The organism is Streptomyces sp. SolWspMP-5a-2 (assembly GCF_900091845.1).
In the GTDB taxonomy this organism is placed as follows: domain Bacteria; phylum Actinomycetota; class Actinomycetes; order Streptomycetales; family Streptomycetaceae; genus Streptomyces; species Streptomyces doudnae.
The window spans coordinates 1-20,403 of record NZ_FMCI01000365.1 but is presented as its reverse complement, the minus strand read 5'-3'; the positions used below and the strand labels follow the sequence as shown (position 1 = coordinate 20,403).

At 74.5% G+C, this 20,403-nt stretch carries 10 protein-coding genes and 1 pseudogene; 8 read left to right on the top strand and 3 right to left on the bottom strand.

Annotated features, from left to right (window positions below; all coding sequences use genetic code 11):
* The first annotated feature begins 214 nt into the window (after nt 1-214).
* The 5 genes from GA0115242_RS36180 (at nt 215) to moeZ (ending at nt 6,852) form a co-directional block, all read left to right on the top strand.
* Nucleotides 215-2,071, top strand: a complete 1,857-nt coding sequence (locus tag GA0115242_RS36180) for a DUF3492 domain-containing protein (RefSeq protein ID WP_093835893.1) — start codon at nt 215-217, stop codon at nt 2,069-2,071.
* A 518-nt stretch (nt 2,072-2,589) separates the two neighbouring features.
* The gene (locus GA0115242_RS36175) at nt 2,590-3,780 is read left to right on the top strand and encodes a hypothetical protein (protein ID WP_202556393.1); all 1,191 of its coding nucleotides are present in this window, start codon (nt 2,590-2,592) and stop codon (nt 3,778-3,780) included.
* Nucleotides 3,781-3,910: 130 nt separating this feature from the next.
* Nucleotides 3,911-4,873: an NAD-dependent epimerase/dehydratase family protein gene (locus tag GA0115242_RS36170; protein WP_093835892.1), complete on the top strand. Its 963-nt coding sequence runs from the start codon at nt 3,911-3,913 to the stop codon at nt 4,871-4,873.
* Entirely contained in the window at nt 4,861-5,610 is a 750-nt protein-coding gene (locus GA0115242_RS36165) for a spherulation-specific family 4 protein (protein WP_093835891.1), read from the top strand. The genes GA0115242_RS36170 and GA0115242_RS36165 overlap by 13 nt, the downstream gene beginning before the upstream one ends.
* Before the next feature lie 63 nt (nt 5,611-5,673).
* The gene (gene moeZ / locus GA0115242_RS36160) at nt 5,674-6,852 is read left to right on the top strand and encodes an adenylyltransferase/sulfurtransferase MoeZ (RefSeq protein ID WP_093835890.1); all 1,179 of its coding nucleotides are present in this window, start codon (nt 5,674-5,676) and stop codon (nt 6,850-6,852) included.
* A gap of 77 nt (nt 6,853-6,929) precedes the next feature.
* Here the strand turns inward: moeZ and GA0115242_RS36155 are convergent, their stop codons facing one another.
* From GA0115242_RS36155 to GA0115242_RS36145, 3 genes are all read right to left on the bottom strand, one after another.
* Nucleotides 6,930-8,486 carry an alpha/beta hydrolase gene (locus tag GA0115242_RS36155; RefSeq protein ID WP_093835889.1) on the bottom strand — a complete coding sequence of 519 codons (1,557 nt, stop codon included), beginning with the start codon at nt 8,484-8,486 and terminating at the stop codon, nt 6,930-6,932.
* Between the two features lie 132 nt (nt 8,487-8,618).
* On the bottom strand, nt 8,619-10,166 hold the full coding sequence (locus GA0115242_RS36150) for an alpha/beta hydrolase (protein ID WP_093835888.1): 1,548 nt from the start codon (nt 10,164-10,166) through the stop codon (nt 8,619-8,621).
* Nucleotides 10,167-10,450: 284 nt separating this feature from the next.
* Nucleotides 10,451-13,207 (bottom strand): lysylphosphatidylglycerol synthase transmembrane domain-containing protein, encoded by a 2,757-nt coding sequence (locus GA0115242_RS36145; RefSeq protein WP_093835887.1) that lies wholly within the window; start codon nt 13,205-13,207, stop codon nt 10,451-10,453.
* 186 nt (nt 13,208-13,393) lie between these two features.
* On the opposite strand from GA0115242_RS36145, the gene GA0115242_RS36140 reads away from it, so the two are divergent.
* The 3 genes and pseudogenes from GA0115242_RS36140 to GA0115242_RS36130 all read left to right on the top strand — a co-directional run.
* Nucleotides 13,394-13,780: an MGMT family protein gene (locus GA0115242_RS36140; protein WP_093835886.1), complete on the top strand. Its 387-nt coding sequence runs from the start codon at nt 13,394-13,396 to the stop codon at nt 13,778-13,780.
* Nucleotides 13,781-14,232: 452 nt separating this feature from the next.
* Nucleotides 14,233-17,606, top strand: a pseudogene (locus tag GA0115242_RS36135) (ATP-dependent helicase).
* A gap of 57 nt (nt 17,607-17,663) precedes the next feature.
* On the top strand, nt 17,664-20,403 hold a 2,740-nt coding region (locus GA0115242_RS36130; RefSeq protein ID WP_107461573.1), incomplete at its 3' end, for an ATP-dependent helicase.

Genomic DNA, 20,403 nt, shown 5'->3' with positions numbered 1-20,403 from the left:
CGGCGAACTTCGGCCGGAGCCTGACGGCGGGTGACCGCTTGATCTCCTAGCGCGATCGAACGCGACCCGCACGGGAAAGTTACGACCGTTCACCCCTTTTGGTGGCGCGACGGACAACCGTCCGCCGCGCCACCACCTTGTCCGCATACGTTCGTCCCGCCGCGAGCCGCCGGACCAACGGCGGCTCCCCACACGGGAGATCGGGGGTGCACACGTGCGCATAGGACTGCTTACGGAGGGTGGCTATCCGTATCTGAACGGTGAGGCCGCACTCTGGTGCGACCGGCTCGTGCGCGGGCTCGGGCAGCACGAGTTCGAGATCTACGCGCTCAGCCGCACCGAACGCCAGGAGGACGAGGGCTGGCTCCCGCTGCCGCCCCAGGTCGACCGTGTGCGCACGGCCCCGCTGTGGACCGCGGAGAGCGCCGCCGACGGCCGTACGCGGTACGGGCGCCGCGCCCGCCGCCGGTTCACCGACTGCTACCAGGACCTCGCCACCGCCCTGTGCGGGGGAGGCGTCGGCGACCCCGCACCGCCCGTGACGCCGTCGTCCCCGAGGACGACGGCCAGCCCCGCGACCCCGGCCGCGGAGTCGCCCTCCGCCCGGTCCGCGACCTCCCCGGGCGCCACGCCCCCGGCCCCTTCCGCGCCCCTCGCGACAGCATCGCTCTCCGCCCCTGCGGACACCTCCGCCCTTGAGGCGGACCGTTTCGGCAACGCGCTGTACGGGCTCGCCGAACTCGCCCGCGACGAGGGCGGCCTGCCGACCGCGCTCCGCTCCGAGACCGCCGTCCGCGCCCTGGAGCGCGCCTGTCGTGCGCCCGGCGCCCGGCGAGCGGCCCGTGAGGCCCGCGTCCCCGACCTCCTCGCCGTCGCCGCCCACCTCGAACGCGCCCTGCGCCCCCTCTCCGTCGACTGGTACGAGGACGACGCCCTCGGCGCCGTCGACCTCTGCCACGCGGCCTCCGGCGGCGCCGCCGCCCTGCCCGGACTCCTCGCCCGGCACTTCTTCGGCGTGCCCCTGCTGGTCACCGAGTACGGGGTCCGGCTGCGCGCCCACTACCTCTCCACCGGCGACGCCCCGCCCGCCGTCCGGGCGCTGCTCGCAGCCTTCCACGGCCGTCTCGCCGCCGAGACCTACCGCCGGGCCGCCGTCGTCACGCCCGGCAACGCGCACGCCCGCCGCTGGCAGGAACGCTGCGGCGCCGACCGCGCCAAGCTGCGCACCGTCCACCCCGGCATGGACGCCGCGCCCTTCACCGAGATCGGCGAGGCCCCCGAGGACGCCGACCCCGGCACCGTCGTCTGGGTCGGCCGCGTCGAACCCGCCAAGGACCTGGTCTCGCTGCTGCACGCCTTCGCCGAGGTGCGCAAGCAGGAGCCGAGGACCCGGCTGCGGATCGTCGGGACGCCGGTCGGCCCGGAGGGCCCCGCCTACCTCGGTCACTGCCGGGCGCTGGCCGCCCAGCTCTTCCCCGACGAGGCCGAGGGGCCGCACACCGTCGGCGACAACCCCGTCTCCTTCGAGCAGGTCGGGGGTCCTGAGCTGTCGACGCTCGCCGACGCCTACGGCTCGGGCGCGGTCACCGTGCTCTCCAGCGTCGTGGAGGGCTTCCCCGCCGGTCTCGTGGAGGCCATGTTCTGCGCGCGGGCGACCGTCTCCACGGACGTCGGCGCGGTCGTCGAGGTGATCGGCGGGACCGGTCTCGTCGTCCCGCCGCGCAACCCGAGGGCGCTCGCGGAGGCGTGCGTGGCGCTCCTGCGCGACCCCGACCGCCGCGCGCGCCTCGGTGCCGCCGCGCGCGCCCGCGCCCTCGAACTGTTCACCGTCGAGCAGAACACCACCGCGTTCCACGGTCTCTATCTGGAGATCGTCTCGCGCACCCCGGTACGCCGGGTCGTCCTCGACGGCGTCGGTGAACCCGTTCCGTTCGCCGCCCCCGCCGAGTCGCACGTCCCCGGCCGCTGGGCGGGTCCGCAGACGCGTCCGGCGCCGCGCGGCGGCCCCGGCTGGGCGACCGGCGCGGCGGCCCGTTCGGCCGGCGGTTTCCCAGCAGCGGAGGGCGCGTGATGAGCGGCTTCGGCGGGACGGGCCCGGACAGGCCCGGCGATCAGGAACGCCCCGGTACCCCGGTCAGCCCGGGTGCCTGGGACGAGCGGTCACGGAGGTGGCTCGAGGGCGACCCCCGGCCCTCCTCGACCGGAGTGAACGGTCCTGCTGACGGCACACCCGGACACGCGGACCCCGGCCGCGTCCCCGGCACCGAGCTTTTCGGCGACGGCGACGGCGACGGCGACACCGTCACGGGCGCTGGCGCTGGCACCGGTATCGACGCCGACCCCCTTGGCGGCGGGCTCGGCGCGGGCGGTGCTGGTGGCGGTGCCGACGGTGACATGAGCGCGGGTGGTGACGTGAGCGCCGGTGCCGGCGTTGGCGCGGGTGGTGACAGGAGTGCCGGTGCCGGCGTTGGCGTCGGTGGTGGCGTGAGCGCAGGCGATGCCGACAGGGCTGGCGGTGCTGCTGGTCGATCCGGGGGCGGCCCCGGCGTCGGTGGTGGATCCGGCTCCGGTGGCAGGTCCGCGGCCGGGGTGCGGCTCGGGCGGGAGTCGGGGGTCGGTGCGCGCAGGGGACGCCCCGACACCCCGCCCGCCCGGCGCCGTCCCGCCGCTCCCCGTCGCGCCGCCGCCGACCCCGTGAAGGCGCTGCTGCACCGTCACCGGCGCCTGTGCGAACGCGCCGTCGACCCGCTGGAGATCGCCGCCGGTCTCGAGGCGCACGGCGTCACCGACCGCACCGCCACCCGCTTCCGGCACCGGGACGTCTTCTCGCTCGCCGAGGAGATGTACGCCCGCGCCCCCCGCGAGGAGTGGACGCCCCCGCCCCCCAGGCCCCCGGCTCCCGCCCCGGCCCGCAGGGGCTGGACCCTGCGCTCGCTCCTCCCCGGGCTGTTCTGCGCCGCCGCCGTCACCGGACTGCGTCTCACCGAGGGCCGCCCCCGCCTCGCGGTCGCCGCCGTCGGCCTCCTCGCCGTCACCCTCGGTCTGCGCGCGGCCCTCGCCCGCGGACCGCTCGCCCCGCGCCGCCGCACCACCACGACAGCGCCCGCGCACCACCCCGGCGTCGGCGTGTGGACGGGCTGGCTCCTCGGCTACGCCCTCCTGGGCGACGGACTCCTGGACACGGTCGTCTCCGGCGGCCCCGACACCCTCCCCGACGGCACCACCACCGGCCCCTGGCCCCTCGCCACCGCGCCGTTCCTGGCCCTCGCCCTGTCCTGCGCACCCGCCGCCCGGTGCGCCCACCTCCTCTCCGCGCGCGCCCGGCGCCGCCTGACCGCCAGTCGCGGTCTGGCCGACTTCACCGCCTCCGTGCGCCCCCTGCTGTTCACCGCCCTCGTCCTGTACGCCGGCGCCCTCGCCCTCCTGCTGACCGCGTCCGGCGCCGTGCTCGGCGAACCCGCGCACCCCGCGCAGGCCCTCACCCTCGGCACCCTCCTCTTCCTCGCCCGCCTCCTCGCCGCCCACGGCGCCACCCGCGCCCCCGCGCTCGCCCTCACCGGCGCGGCGACGGCCCAGGCACTCGCCCTGGCCGCGCTGTTCGGCGCCCGCCTGCCCGGCTGCGCGTTCCTCGCCACCCCGGTGGAGGCGCTCTACACGGCCTGGGGACCGGGCGCCGTACCCACCGTCGTCTGCGGGACGGCGGCCCTGACCCTGCTGATCCACGCGGCCCGCACCCTCACCCGGGCCTCGGCCCACGCCCCCGCGGACCCGCCGTGCTGACGCGGCGCCCGACCTCACTCCGTCGCCGCCCCACGGGCACCCGCCCCGGCGGCGACCGCATCACCCTCTTCGAAGGAGAACACCAGATGATCACCTCCCGACCCGAGCACTCGGCCCCGGGAGTCGCGCGATGAGAGTCCTGCTGATCGGAGCCAACGGCTACCTCGGCCGCTTCGTCGCCGACCGCCTGCTCGCCGACCCGGCCGTCCAGCTCACCGCACTCGGCCGCGGCGACGACGCCGACGTCCGTTTCGACCTCGCCTCCGGCAGTCCCGGCGCCCTCACCCGGTTCCTGGACGCCGTCCACCCGGGCGTCGTCGTCAACTGCGCGGGCGCCACCCGGGGCGGCGCCCGTGACCTCACCCGCCACAACACCGTCGCCGTCGCCACCGTCTGCGAGGCGCTGCGGCGCAGCGGCTGCGGCGCCCGGCTGGTGCAGATTGGCTGCGGCGCCGAGTACGGGCCCAGCCAGCCGGGCTCCTCCACCGCCGAGGACGCGGTGCCGCGCCCCGGCGGCCCGTACGGCGTCAGCAAGCTCGCCGCCACCGAACTCGTCCTCGGCTCCGGCCTCGACGCCGTCGTCCTGCGGGTCTTCTCCCCGGCCGGACCCGGCACCCCGGCGGGCTCCCCGCTCGGGCGGCTCGCCGAGACGATGCGACGGGCGATGCAGCAGGGCGACGGCGAACTGAAGCTCGCCGGACTCGGCGTCCAGCGCGACTTCGTGGACGTCCGCGACGTCGCCCGCGCGGTGCACGCCGCCTCCCTCTCCGCCGCCCAGGGCGTCATCAACATCGGCTCCGGGCGGGCCGTCCGGCTGCGCGACGCCGCCGCCATGCTCGCCCGCGTCGCCGGATACGCCGGCGCCCTCCACGAACTGGACGGCCCGCCCGGTCCGCTGCGCGCCCCCATCGGACACCAGCGCGGCGAGGGCGAACACGGTCTCGCCCCGGTCGCGTACCCGTACCCGGACGGCTGCGGCACCTGGCAGCAGGCCGACGTGCGCACCGCCCGCGACCGGCTCGGCTGGCGCCCCCGGATCAACCTGGAGGAGTCCCTCGCCGACATCTGGATGGAGGCGGCATGCCGCATCTGACCAGCGCCCGCACCGGCACCGCCACCACCGGCACGCGCACCGGCCTCGGCGTCCCCGGCTACGCGCACCCCCTGGTCGCGCCCACCGAGTGGGCCGAACTCACGCGCCCCGGCACGCCCCTGCACTGGGTCGTCCTCAACGTCGCCGACGGCCCCGGCGCCCGGCCCGACCCGCACTGCCTCGAGGCGGCCGGGCGGCTGCGCAACGCGGGCGTGCGGGTCCTCGGCCACCTCGACACCGCGCACGGCGCCCGCACCTTCGGCGAAGTGGTCTCCGAGGCCCACCGGTACGCCGACTGGTACCGGGTCGACGGCTTCCTCCTGGACCGCTGCCCGACCGGACGCGCCGAGCTGCCGGAGATCCGCCGCACGGTCGCCGCGCTGCGCACCCTCGTCGACGGCGCCCACATCGTCCTCGGCCACGGCGCCCACCCCTACCCGGGCTACGCCGAGAACGCCGACCAGCTCGTCACCTTCACGGGTCCGTGGAGCGACTACCGCTGGTCGCAGGCGGCCGAGTGGACGGCCGACTATCCGCCGGAGCGCTTCTGCCACTTCGTCCACGGAGTGCCCCGGGGCCACCTCGACGAGGCGTTGCGCGTCGCCCGCTGGCAGGGCGCCGCCACCCTCTACTTCACCGACCGCAGCGATCGCGACGGGCGCCTCGACCCCTGGGAGACCATGCCCGGCTACTGGGACGAGATCGTCTCGCGGATCGGAACAGGTGTCTCGGAATGACGGAGGGCGTGGCAGTGTTGCACGGAGAACAACTGTAGTGATTGACCGATCAACGGAGTCCCCGTGTCGCTGCCACCCCTGGTCGAGCCGGCTGCCGAGCTCACCGTAGACGAGGTCCGCAGGTACTCCCGCCACCTGATCATCCCCGACGTCGGGATGGACGGGCAGAAGCGGCTGAAGAACGCCAAGGTGCTCTGTGTGGGCGCCGGCGGTCTCGGCTCGCCCGCGCTGATGTACCTGGCCGCCGCGGGTGTCGGCACGCTCGGCATCGTCGAGTTCGACGAGGTCGACGAGTCGAACCTGCAGCGGCAGATCATCCACAGCCAGTCCGACATCGGCCGCTCCAAGGCCGAGTCCGCGCGCGACAGCGTCAAGGGCATCAACCCGTACGTGAACGTGATCCTCCACGAGGAACGGCTCGAAGCCGAGAACGTGATGGACATCTTCAGCCAGTACGACCTGATCGTCGACGGCACGGACAACTTCGCGACCCGGTACCTGGTCAACGACGCGGCCGTGCTCCTCAACAAGCCGTACGTGTGGGGCTCGATCTACCGCTTCGACGGCCAGGCCTCGGTCTTCTGGTCCGAGCACGGCCCCTGCTACCGCTGCCTCTACCCGGAGCCCCCGCCCCCCGGCATGGTCCCCTCCTGCGCCGAGGGCGGCGTCCTGGGCGTGCTCTGCGCGTCCATCGGCTCCATCCAGGTCACCGAGGCGATCAAGGTCCTCACCGGTGTCGGCGACCCGCTGGTCGGCCGCCTGATGATCTACGACGCCCTGGAGATGCAGTACCGCCAGGTCAAGGTCCGCAAAGACCCGAACTGCGCGGTCTGCGGCGACAACCCGACCGTCACCGAGCTGATCGACTACGAGGCGTTCTGCGGCGTCGTCTCCGAGGAGGCGCAGGAGGCGGCGGCCGGTTCGACGATCACTCCCAAGCAGCTCAAGGAGTGGATCGACGACGGCGAGAACATCGAGATCATCGATGTCCGCGAGGTCAACGAGTACGAGATCGTCTCGATCCCCGGCGCCAAGCTGATCCCGAAGAACGAGTTCCTCATGGGCACCGCCCTGGAGAGCCTCCCGCAGGACAAGAAGATCGTCCTGCACTGCAAGACGGGTGTCCGCAGTGCGGAAGTCCTCGCGGTCCTGAAGTCCGCGGGCTTCTCCGACGCCGTCCACGTCGGCGGCGGCGTGATCGGCTGGGTCAACCAGATCGAGCCGGACAAGCCGGTCTACTGACCGCACGCCCTCCGGGCCGACGTCCGGACCACGGCGGGGGCTCCGCGCACCACGGGTGCGGGGAGCCCCCGCCGCCGTCATGAGCAGACCCTGCCGTCCTTCGGCACCGTCCCCTCGATCAGATAGGCGTTCACCGCGGAGTCGACGCAGCCGCTCCCGCTGCCGTACGCACCGTGCCCCTCGCCCTTCCAGGTCAGCAGCACCCCGACGCCCTCGCCCAGTTCGTCGGCCATCTTCCGCGCGCCCTCGTAGGGGGTCGCCGGGTCGCCGGTGTTGCCCACCACCAGGATCGGTGCCGCACCCACCGCGCTCACCTGCGGAGTGTCGTACTGACCGGCCACCGGCCAGTCGTGGCACCAGCCCGCCGCGTCCCAGGCGAGGAACGCCCCGAAGACGGGGGAGACCTTCTCGAACTCCGGCAGCAGCCCCCGCACCTGGTCGGCCGTCGGCCGCTGCCGGTCGTCCAGGCACGATATGACCCGTTGGGCCTGGGTCGAGGTGCCGTAGTGACCCGAGGTGTCCCGGTCGTTGTAGCTGTCGGCCAGCTCCAGCAGCTCGGAGCCGTCCCCCCGCTCCGCCGCCCGCAGGGCGCTGGTCAGCGTCGGCCACTCGGACGGGCTGTACAGCGGCAGCACGATCCCGGTGTACGCCAGGTTCTGGGTGAGCGAGCGCCCGGACGACGCGGGCAGGGGGTTCGCGTCGATCCGCTCCAGCAGCGCCGCGATCTTCCGGGTGCCCCGGACGGGGTCCTGACCGGTCGACTCCAGGTAGTCGTCCAGCGCCCGCTGGAAGCCCATGGCCTGGTTCTTCGCGTGCCCCACGGTGTCAGCCGTCGGGTCGACGACCGCGTCCAGGACGAGCCGTCCCACCCGGCGCGGGAACAGATGGGCGTAGACGCCGCCCAGTTCGGTGCCGTAGGAGATGCCGAAGTAGTGCGTCCTGGTGTCGCCGAGCACCTGGCGCATCAGGTCCATGTCGCGGGCGCTGTCGGTGGTCGACACGTGGGCCATCAGCTCGCCCGTCGCCTTGGCGCAGCCCTTGCCGAAGTCCGAGGCGTCCCGGAAGTACGCCTTCTCCTCGGCCGGGGTGTCCGGGGTGACGTCGATGTCCTCCGCCGCCTCGATCGCCCGGTCGCCGCGGCAGCGCACGCCCTCGCTGGCGCCGACCCCGCGCGGGTCCCAGCTCACCAGGTCGTAGCGCTCGCGCAGCGCGGAGACCGTCGTCGCGTACCACGGCATCGTGGAGAGCCCCGAGCCGCCGGGGCCGCCGAAGTTGAACAGCAGCGAGCCGATGCGCTTCTTGCCGGTGGCCCCGGCGCGGATCAGGGCCAGATCGATCGTGCGGCCGCGCGGCTTCGACCAGTCGAGCGGTGCCTTCAACGTGGCGCACCGCCACTCGCCGCCCGGGGCGTCCGCCTCCGCGGTGGCCCCGCACGCGCCCCACCGGAGCCGCTGCCCGGTCAGGGAGGCGGGCAGGGCGGCCGTCGGGTCCGCGGAGCCGCCCGTCGCCGTCCGCCCGGAACCTCCGGCGTTGTCGCGGTCGTTGTCACCGGAGCCCGACGCCCCGCCGCCGCAGCCCGCGACCAGCAGCACGGCGGTGGCGCAGAGCGCCGCCCACCTCACGAATCCCCTCACACGTACCCCCCTCACAGGCCGTCCGCGTCGTGCGGCGAACGGCGGTCAGGCCATGGTAGGCCGACCGCGCCGCCCTCGTCCGGGCCTGTGGATAACCCTCTGACCTGTGCCTTTCTGTGGTTCGTGGCGAGATCAGGAGCAGACGGTGCCGGTCGTCGGCACCTTCCCGTCCAGCAGGTAGTCGTTCACCGCGGCCTGCACGCACCGGTCCTTGCTGTCGTAGGCGCCGTGCCCCTGGCCCTTGTACGTCAGCTCCACGCCCACGCCCTTGCCCAGCGCGTCCACCATCTTCCGCGCGCCCTCGTAGGGGGTCGCCGGGTCGCCGGTGTTGCCCACCACCAGGATCGGTGCCGAGCCCGCCGCGCTCACGTCCGGGTGGTCGGCGGCGCCCGGCACGGCCCAGTCGGTGCAGCTGACCATGGACCAGGCGAGGAAGTCCCCGAACACCGGCGACGCCGCCCGGAACTCCGGCAGCTTCCCGCGCACGTAGTCCGCGGTGTAACGGGGCTTGTCGTCGGCGCAGTTGATCGCGACGTTCGCCGCCGTGATGTTGCTGTACTGGCCGTTCTCGCTGCGCCCGTTCATCGAGTCGGAGAGCAGCATCAGGATCCTGCCGTCCCCGTCGTAGGCCTGCTCCAGGCCCTCGGTGAGGTACTCCCAGAAGTCCTTGGAGTAGAGCGACTGCGCGATGCCGTTGGTCGCCGCCGTCTGCGTCAGCTTGCGAGGGGGGATGCCGGGCAGCGGCTTGCGGTCGAGGTCCTTCAGCAGCTTGGCGATCCGGTCCTTGACGTCCTGCGCGGTGTCGCCGACCGGGCAGTCCCGCACCTTGGAGGTGCAGTCCTCGGCGAAGTTGTCGAGGGCGAGCTGGAACCCCTTGGCCTGTCCGAGCGCGCCCTGCTCGGCGTCCTGCGTCGGATCGACGACCCCGTCGAACACGGCCCGGCCCACGTTCTTCGGGAACAGGTGGGCGTAGACCCCGCCGAGTTCGGTGCCGTAGGAGATGCCGAAGTAGTGCAGCTTGTCGTCGCCGAGCACCTGCCGCATCAGGTCCATGTCCCGGGCCGCGTCGGTGGTGCGCACGTGCGGCAGCACCTTCTTGGAGTTCTTCTCGCAGGCCGCGTTGAACTTCCTGGTGTTGGAGATCAGCGCGGCGCGCTCGGCCGCGTCCTGGGGCGCGGCGTCCTGCTGGAAGTAGGTGTCGAGCTGCTGGTCGTTCTCGCACCGCACGGGCGCGCTGCGGCCGACCCCGCGCGGGTCGAAGCTCACCAGGTCGTAGCGGGTGCGGAGTTTCGCGTAGTCGGAGCCGAAGGCGGGCAGCGTGGTGACGCCGGAGCCGCCGGGACCGCCGAAGTTGAAGACGAGCGAGCCGATCCGCCGGCTCGGGTCGCCGCTGGCCTTCGCGCGGACCAGCGCGATCCCGATCGTGTCACCCTGCGGGTTCGCCCAGTCCAGCGGCGCCTTCATGGTGGCGCACTGCCACTGCTCGCCGCCGGGCAGCGGGGAGGGGGCGCTGCCGCCGCCCTCGGCCTCGGAGGGCGCCGGGCAGTCCTTCCAGCTCAGGTTCTGGGCCGAGACGTCCTCCTCGTCCGTGGAGCCGTCGCCGCACCCCGCCAGCACGGAGGAGAGGAGCACGGCGGTGGCGGACAGGGCGGCGGCACGCAGGCGAGGTGGGTTCGGCATGCCCCCATCCTGCGGTCGGGCGCCGCCGGGCGCTCGGGGCACGGTCCGTCCGGGGGTACGGCGACGGACCCGCGGGCGCCACCGTGCCCTCCCGTCACGTCGGCGGTACGCGCGTGCAACCGGACGGGGCGGGGCCGGGGTGCCGATCAGCGGGGGAAGGGTGGCACGCGCGTGCGGCGGGACGCGGACGCACGGCACGGCGGTACGCACGCGTGCGGGGCGGCAGCGGGCCACGCGCGCGTCCCCGCTCGGCGGCGCGGCGGCGCGGTGACGAGCGCGCCGCCCTACAAAGAGCCCTTGCGGGAGAGGTGGTTGAAGGCCAGCCAGCCCGGCAGCACCGGCAGCCAGAGCGTCAGCAGCCGGAACAGCAGCACGGACGGCGCCGCGACCTCCTTGGGGAGGCCGACGGCGATCAGGCCGACCGTAAGGGTCGCCTCCACCGCGCCCACTCCGCCCGGCGTCGGGGCGGCGGAGCCGAGGGCGTTGCCCGCGAGGAAGACGACCGCGACGCTCGCGATGCTCAGCGACGTCGACTCGTCGCCGAACGCCCGGATCGAGGCGTCCAGGCACATCACGAAGCACGCGGTCAGCAGCAGCATGCCGCCGATGCCGGTGACGAGCTTCTGCGGCCGCTGGAGCACGTCCAGCATGCGCGGCACGACACCCGCGAAGAGCGACCGCACGCGCGTGACGACGAACTTGCGCAGGAACGGCACCGAGGTGACGACCAGCACGAGCACCGCGACCGTCAGCAGACCGGCGATGACCGTCCGGGACGGCGACAGCGACGGCGTCTTCTCGGTGCCGGTCAGATAACCGAACGACAGCAGCATCAGGATGTGGCAGCCGAGACCGAACAGCTGCGAGGCGCCCACGCTCGCCACCGCGAGGCCCGGACGCACGCCCGAGCGCTGCAGGAAGCGCGTGTTGAGGGCGACACCGCCCACCGCGGCCGGTGCGACGATCTTGACGAACGACCCGGCGACCTGGGCCGCCACCGTCCGCAGGAACGGCACCCGCTCGGGCACGAAACCGAGCAGCGACATCGCCGCCGCGAAGTAGCTGCACGCCGAGAAGAGCACCGCCGCCGCCACCCAGCCCCACTGCGCGTTCGCGACCAGCGGCCCGAACTCGATGTGGGTGAGCTGCGTCAGCAGGAAGTACGCGCCGATCGCGCCCGCGATGAAACTCATCAGCGTGCGCGGTCTGACCCGTTCCAGGCGGGCGGGCTCGACGGGCGCCTGCGGTCTGATCCGCAGCACCACGTGCCGGATCTGGGTGAGCAGATCCTCCTCGCGGGCCTCTTCCAGGGCGTCGTCGATGGCCCGCTTCTCGGCCCGCTGCTCGGCGCGCGCGGCCTTCTTGTCGGGCTTGTCGAGGACCGGCGCCCCCGCCTCGTCCCCGGCGGCCTCCAGGCGTGCCTGCTTGGCCAGCCTGCTCGCCTCCAGGACCGCGTCCCGCTCGCGCTCGGCCCTCTCCCTCGCCAGCCTGCGCAGGGTCGCGCGGGAGGTGCGGGAGAGGGCGATGGGCTGGAGCATCGGCAGGCAGTCGGCGACGGCGTCGGGCCCCAGCACGCTCAGCGCGGACGCCACCGACCGCTCGGCGCCCACCCGCAGACCGAGGGTCACCAGGAGCTGCGAGACGTCCATGCGCAGCAGCAGGTCACCGGCGGCGATCTCGCCGACCCGCAGGTCGGTGAGGATCACCGTGCCGGAACGATCCACCAGGATCGCGTCCCCCACCAGCCTGCGGTGGGCGATCCGCCGGGACTGCAGGGCCCGCACCTGGTGCCAGGTGTCGCGCAGCAGCTCGTCGGTGATCTCCTCGTCCGGGAGGGTGTCCAGAGTGCGCCCGCCGGTGTGCTCGTAGATGAGCATCACGGCGTCGGGGCCCAGCTCGGACGTCGCGATCAGCTTGGGTGCGTTGGCGCCCGCGGCGATGGCCGCGTACGCGAGGAGCGCCTCCTGCTCCAGCGCCTGGCGGAGCGACTGGAGGCTGCTGCGGGTCGCGAAGCCGCGCAGCGTGAGGTTGCGCCAGGCGCGGTAGAAGAAGCCCTGCGCCTGCTGTTCGCGGTCGACGACCGTCACGTCCAGCGGGAGTCCGTCCTCCAGGGTGACGAAGTAGCGTCTGCCGCGGTCCCCGGTCTCCGGTGTCTCGTGCGTCTCCTGGCGCGCGGCGCTCACCGGGTGGAACCCGACGTGCCGCAACCCCGCCATCAGCGTCTGCCCGGTCGGCCGGACGTTGGGCGAGCCGACCGCGTAGAGCGTCCCGTAGGCGACCGTCCAGCCGATCAGCACCGTCAGGATGATCGAGAACGGGGTGGTGTAGCCGGTGACCAGCATGGAGAAGGCGTCGAGGAGCAGCACGATCCACAGGACCGCGCGCCAGCGGGGTCTGCGGGACATGCCGACGGCCGTCATGTAGGCGATGACCGGGGCGAGATAGCCGTGGACCGGGTCGGTCAGGGCGTGGATGTCGCTGGGGGAGGGCTGGGTGAGCGCCTCCTGGATGGAGTCGGGCGCGCCCTTGGCCACCCACAGGTCGGTCGCGAGCGTCACCCCGTGCGCGAGGACCGCCGCGAGGACGCCGTCGGCGATCCGCAGCCCGTCCCGTTTGATCAGCCGCTCGATGGCGAACGCGACCGGCACCAGGAGGATCGCGATGCTGGACGCCAGACCGGCGATCTTGATGAGCAGGTCGGGCGCCTGCCCGGTGCCCTTGTTGATGTCCTGTTCGAGTCCTGAGGTGGTGCCGTGGGCGAACGCGGCGATGCCGAGCACCACCACGACCGCCAACACGCCCACCACGAACCGCATCAGGTCCGACGGACGGTGCACGCGCGCGGGGAGCAGCGGTTCGTCGCCCTCGACGGCGTCGACGTGCGCGCCGTCCAGCAGGCCGTCGTCCGGCTCCGACGACGTACCGGGGCGGTCGGCGCCGGTGTCCCCGGAGGGCTCGGCGCCGCTTTTCCCGGCGGCAGGGCGCGACGAGTCGTCAGAGCCGCTGTCCGCGTCCTCTGGCTGCGCGCCCTGCTGCTTCATCGTCTCTTCTTGATCTCGTATCACCAGTCACCGCCCGCACGATGGTGGCATGCCCCACCGACACACAGGGGCATCAGGGTGCAAATGCGGGGTCGCACAGTCTGCCCGACGCGCTGCCCGGGGGCGAGGGATACGCACGGTCGCGGGCCCGTCACATTGTCGGTGGGGTGGGGCAGGATGGGCGGGATGAGTGAGCAGAACCCTTCCCGGGACACCCGCGCGGAGCACGCCGACGAGCTTCCCGATTACGCCGAGCGGGTGCTGGAGGTCGCCGAACTCGTACCACCCGGCCGTGTCATGACCTACGGGGACGTCGCCGAGTGGCTGGAGGAGGGCGGACCCCGGCAGGTCGGCCGGGTGATGGCGCTCTACGGCAGCCCCGTCCCGTGGTGGCGGGTGGTCCGCGCGGACGGCCGTCTGCTGCCCGGTCACGAACTCGACGCCCTCGGCCACTACCGCACCGAGGGCACGCCCCTGAAGGAGGCGAACAGGGCCGCCGAGGGCCATCTGCCGCGCCTCGACATGAGGCGGGCGCGCTGGGACGGCGGCCAGGACGCGGACGGTCACGGCTGACAGCCTCCGGCATCCGCCGCCCCCGCGCGCCGCTCGTACCCCGTACGGGTGACCGGCGGCACGTCCCCGGGATGCCGTACGTTCGAGGGGCGAGGGACTCGCGTGACGCACGGGCGGCCCCGGCCGCCCGGTCCGAGGGGGACGGACGGTCCTTCCGGCCCGCACGGGTCCCCCGGGGCGCGCGGGAAGGAGGGGAGGCCGCGCCTGCCCGTCCGCCGTCGGCGCGGCGCCGACGGCACGCGTCCCCCTCACCCCGCGATCACCGCGAGGCACCCGAGGCGATCCGACCACCCGCACACCCACCAGGACCGGCGAACCACGTGAGCTCCTCTTCCTTCACCAGACGCCCGGCGCACCCCCAGGTGCGCCGGGGGAACCGTGGCGCTTACCGACTGGTGCGTACCCCGCCGGCCCGACCGGATCCCCCTCGTCTGGACGCATCTCAGCGCTCCGTGGTTGACCACACCACCGGCCCGCTGCTCGTCCTGGCGGGTCCCGGCACCGGCAAGACCACCACGCTCGTCGAGTCGGTGGCCGCGAGGATCGCGCGCGGCGGCGACCCCGAGCGCGTCCTCGTGCTGACGTTCAGCCGCAAGGCCGCCGCCGAACTGCGCGACCGCATGGCGCTGCGCATGGGCACCGCCCGAGCGCCCCGCGCGACCACCTTCCACTCGTTCTGCTACGCCCTGGTCCGCGCCGAGCAGGACAGCGACCTGTTCGTGGAACCGCTGCGGCTGCTGTCGGGACCCGAACAGGACGTCACCGTCCGCGAACTGCTCGCCGGGCAGACCTACCTGGAGCGCCGGGGGCTCGCGCACGCGCGCTGGCCCGACGAACTGCGCGCCTGCCTCACCACCCGCGGCTTCGCCGACGAGGTCCGCGCCGTCCTCGCCCGCAGCCGCGAACTCGGCCTCGGACCCGGCGCCCTGGACGCCTTCGCGCGCCGCATCGGCCGCCCGGACTGGGGCGCGGCGGCCGCCTTCCTCGCCGAGTACCTCGACGTGCTCGACCTCCAGGGCGTCGTCGACTACGCCGAACTCGTCCACCGCGCGGTGCTCCTCGCCGACCGGCCCGAGGTCGCCCTGCGGCTCGCCGCCCAGTACGACGCCGTCTACGTCGACGAGTACCAGGACACCGACCCGGCCCAGGTGCGGCTGCTGCGGGCCCTCGCGGGCGGCGGGCGCACCCTGGTCGCCCTCGGCGACCCCGACCAGTCGATCTACGCGTTCCGCGGCGCCGACGTCAACGGCATCCTGGAGTTCCCTGCCGTCTTCCCGCGCGCGAACGGACGCCCCGCGCCCGTCCAGGTGCTGCGCACCTCCCGGCGCTCCGGTGCCCGCCTCCTGGAGGCCACCCGGCGGCTCACCCAGCGCATGCCGCTGACCCGGCTCCCGGCGGAGAAGGTGCGCGCCCACCGCGAGCTGGGCGCGGTGCGGGACGGCGGCCAGGTCGAGGTCCACACGTATCCGACGCCCGGCACGGAACTCGACAACATCGCCGACATCCTGCGCAGGGCCCACCTGGAGGACGGCGTCCCCTGGCGCGAGATGGCCGTCCTGGTGCGCGCGGGCGCCCGCACCATCCCCGTGCTGCGCCGCTCCCTCACCTCCGCGGGCGTCCCCCTGGACATCGACGGCGACGACCTCCCCCTGCGCCACGAACCCTCGGTCGCCCCCCTCCTGACGGCCCTGCGGGCGGTCGCGGAGGCGTCGGGACGGGGGAGGACGAGCCCAGCGAGAGCGAGAGCGGGAGCGGTGACGGGCGCGAGGGCGCCGAGGACGAGAGCGCCGGGGACGAGGGCGCCGGGGACGAGGGCGCCGCGGGAGCCGTCGACGGCGACGCCCCGGACACCGTCGTCCTGGAGAGCGGCGTCACGGACACCGACGCTCCCAAGGACGCCGACGCCTCCCCGGCCGGCGACCCCCCGCGGGACGCCGGTGCGGAAGCGCCCTGCTGGCTCGGTACCGAGACCGCGCTCGCCCTCCTCGCCTCGCCCCTCGCCGGTATGGACGCCGCCGACCTGCGGCGCCTGGGGCGGGCCCTGCGGGACGAGGAGCGGGCCGCGGGCAACCCGCTGCCGCCGCCCTCCGACGAACTCCTCGCGCGGGCGCTGGCCGAGCCCGAGCGGCTGATCGCGCACGACCCGGCGTACGCGCGCGGTGCCCAGCGCCTGGGCGCGCTGCTGCGCAAGGCCCGCGAGCGCCTGGAGGGCGGCGGTTCCGCCGAGGAGGCGCTCTGGGACCTGTGGCAGGGCACCCCGTGGCCCGCCCGCCTGGAACGGTCCGCGCGGCGCGGCGGGGCCGCCGGACGCAACGCCGACCGCGATCTCGACGCGGTGTGCGCGCTGTTCGCGACCGCCGCGCGCGCGGAGGAGCGCACCGGGGGCCGTGGCGCCCTGAACTTCCTCGCGGAGATCGACGCCGAGGACATCGCCGCCGACACCCTCACCCGCCGCGCGGTGCGCCCCGACGCCGTCCGGCTGATGACCGCGCACCGCTCCAAGGGCCTGGAGTGGAGCCTGGTCGTCGTCGCCGGGGTGCAGGAGGGGCTCTGGCCCGACCTGCGGCGCCGCGGCTCCCTCCTGGAGGCCGACCGCATCGGCCGCGACGGACTCGCCGAACCGCTCACCCCCGGCGCCCTCCTCGCCGAGGAGCGCCGCCTGTTCTACGTGGCCGCCACGCGCGCCCGTGACCGTCTCGTCGTCACCGCGGTGAAGGCACCGGCGGACGACGGCGACCAGCCCTCCCGCTTCCTCACCGAACTCGGCGTGGAGCCCAGGGACGTCACCGCCCGCCCCCGCCGCCCGCTGTCCGTCGCCGCGCTGGTCGCCGAGCTGCGCGCCACCACCGTCGACCCGCAGGCGTCCCCCGCGCTCAAGGAGGCCGCCGCGCACCGGCTGGCCCGGCTCGCCGCCCTCGCCGACGACGACGGCCGCCCGCTCGTCCCGGCCGCCCACCCCTACCGCTGGTGGGGCATGGACGACCCGACCGCGAGCAAGGTCCCGCTGCGCGACCGCGACCAGCCCGTGGTGCTCTCCGGCAGCGCCCTCGACCAGCTCGCCAACACCTGCGCCCTGCAGTGGTTCCTGGGTCGCGAGGTGAAGGCCGACGCGCCCGCGACCACCGCGCAGGGCTTCGGCAACGTCGTGCACGTCCTCGCCGACGAGGTCGCCTCCGGACACTCCCCGGCCGACCTCGCCGTCCTCATGGAGCGCCTCGACTCCGTCTGGAACGCGCTCGCCTTCGACGCGCCCTGGAAGTCCGAGCAGGAGAAGGGCAACGCGCGCGTGGCGCTCGAACGCTTCCTGAGGTGGCACGTCATGGACCGCTCCGGCCGTACCGCGGTGGCCAGCGAGCACGACTTCGACGTCACCCTCGAAGCGGGCGACTACGAAGTGCGCATCCGCGGCTCCATGGACCGCGTGGAGGCCGACGGCGACGGCCGCGCCTACGTCGTCGACTTCAAGACCGGTAAGCAGGCGCCGACCTCGGGCGAGGTGGCCCGCCACCCGCAGCTCGCCGTCTACCAGCTCGCCGTGCGCGAAGGCGCCGTCGACGACGCCTTCGACGGCCAGCGCCCCGCACCGGGCGGCGCCGAACTGGTCCAGCTCCGCCAGGGCGCCGCCCGGCGCGACGGCGGCGACGCCCTCCCCAAGGTGCAGGCACAGGAGGCCCTGGAGGGCGAGTGGGTCGGCGAACTGCTGGCCGGGGCCGCGGGCAAGGTCCTCGACGAACGGTTCACACCGAGCGCGGGACAGCACTGCACCCACTGCGCGTTCCGCGCCTCGTGCACCGCCAGACCCGAGGGACGGCAGATCATCGAGTGACCGGGGCCGCACCGCCGCCGGGCCCGGTTGTCAGTGGGCCCGGCTAGCCTCTGTGACGTGCCCTCCCGTATCACCGACCCCGAGCAGCTCAAAGAGCTGCTCGGCATCCCGTTCACCCCGGAGCAGACGGCCTGTGTCACCGCGCCGCCCGCCCCGCAGGTGATCGTGGCCGGAGCCGGTTCCGGCAAGACGACGGTGATGGCGGCGCGCGTGGTGTGGCTGGTCGGCACCGGCCAGGTCGCACCCGAGCAGGTCCTCGGCCTCACCTTCACCAACAAGGCCGCAGGTGAACTCGCCGAACGCGTCCGCAAGGCGCTCGTCCGCGCGGGCGTCACCGACCCGGACGTCATCGACCCCGACAACCCGCCGGGCGAGCCGGTCATCTCGACCTACCACGCCTTCGCCGGCCGCCTGCTCGCCGACCACGGGCTGCGCATCGGCCTGGAGCCGACGTCCCGGCTGCTCGCCGACGCCACCCGCTTCCAGCTCGCCGCGCGCGTGCTGCGCGAGGCGCCTGGCCCGTACCCGGCGCTCAGCCGCTCCTTCGCCGACCTGGTCGGCGACCTCCTCGCCCTCGACGCCGAACTCTCCGAGCACCTGGTCGCCCCCGAGGACCTGCGCGCCCACGACGCCGCGCTGCTGCACGCCCTGGAGAGCGCCAGGCTCACCAACGCCGACCTGCGCAGGATCCCCGAGGCCGCCGCCGCCCGCCGCGAACTGGCCGGGCTGGTGACCCGCTACCGCGCCGCCAAGCGGGAGCGCGATCTCCTCGACTTCGGCGACCAGATCGCCCTCTCCGCGCGCCTCGCGGGCATCCCCGAGGTGGGCCGCGTCCTGCGCAACGAGTTCCGGGTCGTCCTCCTCGACGAGTACCAGGACACGTCCGTCGCCCAGCGCGTCCTGCTGGCCGGGCTGTTCGGCGACGGCACCGGCCACCCCGTCACCGCCGTCGGCGACCCCTGCCAGGCCATCTACGGCTGGCGCGGCGCCTCCGTCGCCAACCTGGACGACTTCCCCACCCACTTCGCCCACCCCGACGGCCGCCCGGCCACCCGCCAGTCGCTCAGCGAGAACCGCCGCAGCGGCGGCCGCCTCCTGGACCTCGCCAACGGCCTCGCCGCACCGCTGCGCGCCCTGCACGCGGGCGTGGAGGCGCTGCGCCCCGCCCCGGGCGCCGAACGCGACGGCCGGGTGCGGTGCGCGCTGCTGCCCACCCACGCCGAGGAGCTGGACTGGCTCGCCGGGTCCGTCGCCCACCTCGTCAGGACCGGGACGGCACCGGGAGAGATCGCCGTCCTGTGCCGCACCGCCGCCGACTTCGCCGAGATCCAGGGCGCCCTCGTCGCCCGGGACGTCCCCGTCGAGGTGGTCGGCCTCTCCGGGCTGCTGCACCTGCCCGAGATCGCCGACCTGGTCGCCGTCTGCGAGGTGCTCCAGGACCCCGGCGCCAACGCCGCCCTGGTGCGCCTGCTGACCGGCCCGCGCTGGCGCATCGGCCCGCGCGACCTCGCCCTCCTGGGCCGCCGCGCCCGCCGTCTCGTCGCCCACGCGCCCGTGGACGCCGACGACGACCCGGACCGCAGGCTCGCCGGGGCCGTCGAGGGGGTCGACCCCGCCGAGGTGATATCGCTCGCGGACGCCCTGGACACCTTCCTCGAACTGCCGCTCGACGCCGGGCAGCAGGGCGACGGACTGCCCTTCTCGCCCGAGGCCCGCGTGCGGTTCGCCCGGCTCGCCGCCGAACTGCGCGACCTGCGCCGCTCGCTCGCCGACCCGCTCATGGACGTCCTGCACCGGGTCCTCGCCGTCACCGGCCTGGAGGTGGAACTGTCCGCGTCCCCGCACGCGCTGGCCGCCCGCCGCCGCGAGACCCTCTCGAACTTCCTCGACATCGCGGCCTCCTTCGCCGCGGGCGACGGCGAGGCCACGCTGCTCGCCTTCCTCGGCTTCCTGCGCACCGCCGCCCAGTACGAGAAGGGCCTCGACAACGCGCTGCCGGGCGGCGAGAACACCGTCAAGGTGCTCACCGCACACCGCTCCAAGGGCCTCGAATGGGACGTCGTCGCCGTCCCCGGCCTGGTCACCGGCACCTTCCCCAGCACCCAGGGCCGCGAGAAGTGGACCGCGCAGGGCCGGGTCCTGCCGCACGCGCTGCGCGGCGACGCCGACACCCTGCCCGACCTGACGTCCTGGGACGCCCGCGGTCTGAAGGCCTTCCAGGAGGCCATGAAGGGCCATCAGCACACCGAGGAGCTGCGCCTCGGCTACGTCACCTTCACCCGCCCACGCTCCCTGCTCCTCGGCTCGGGCCACTGGTGGGGCCCGCACCAGAAGAAGCGCCGCGGCCCGTCCGACTTCCTGACGGCCCTCCACGACCACTGCGCGCTCGGCCACGGCGAGATCGAGGCATGGGCCGACGAACCCGCCGGGGACGCGGAGAACCCCGCCCTGCACCGCGCGGACGCCGACCAGGTGTGGCCGCTGCCCCTCGACGAACGGGCCCTCGCCGACCGCAGACGGGCCGCGGCCACCGTCCTCGACCATCTGAAGGCCCTCGCCGACGCGGAGCACGACCCCGCGGCCGGGGCGGACGGCGGACCCGGTCGCCCGCACCCCGTGGCGGTCCACGACCCGGACGGCCACGACGACCCCGACTGGCCCCCGCCGCCCGGCGACGACGCCCCCGAGGACGAGCCCTGGCCCGGCGGCGGCCCGTACCCCGACGACGGTCCCTACGGCGACGAGGACACCGGCGACTGGGACGACTGGCCCGCCGACCGGCCCGCCGTCCCGCACC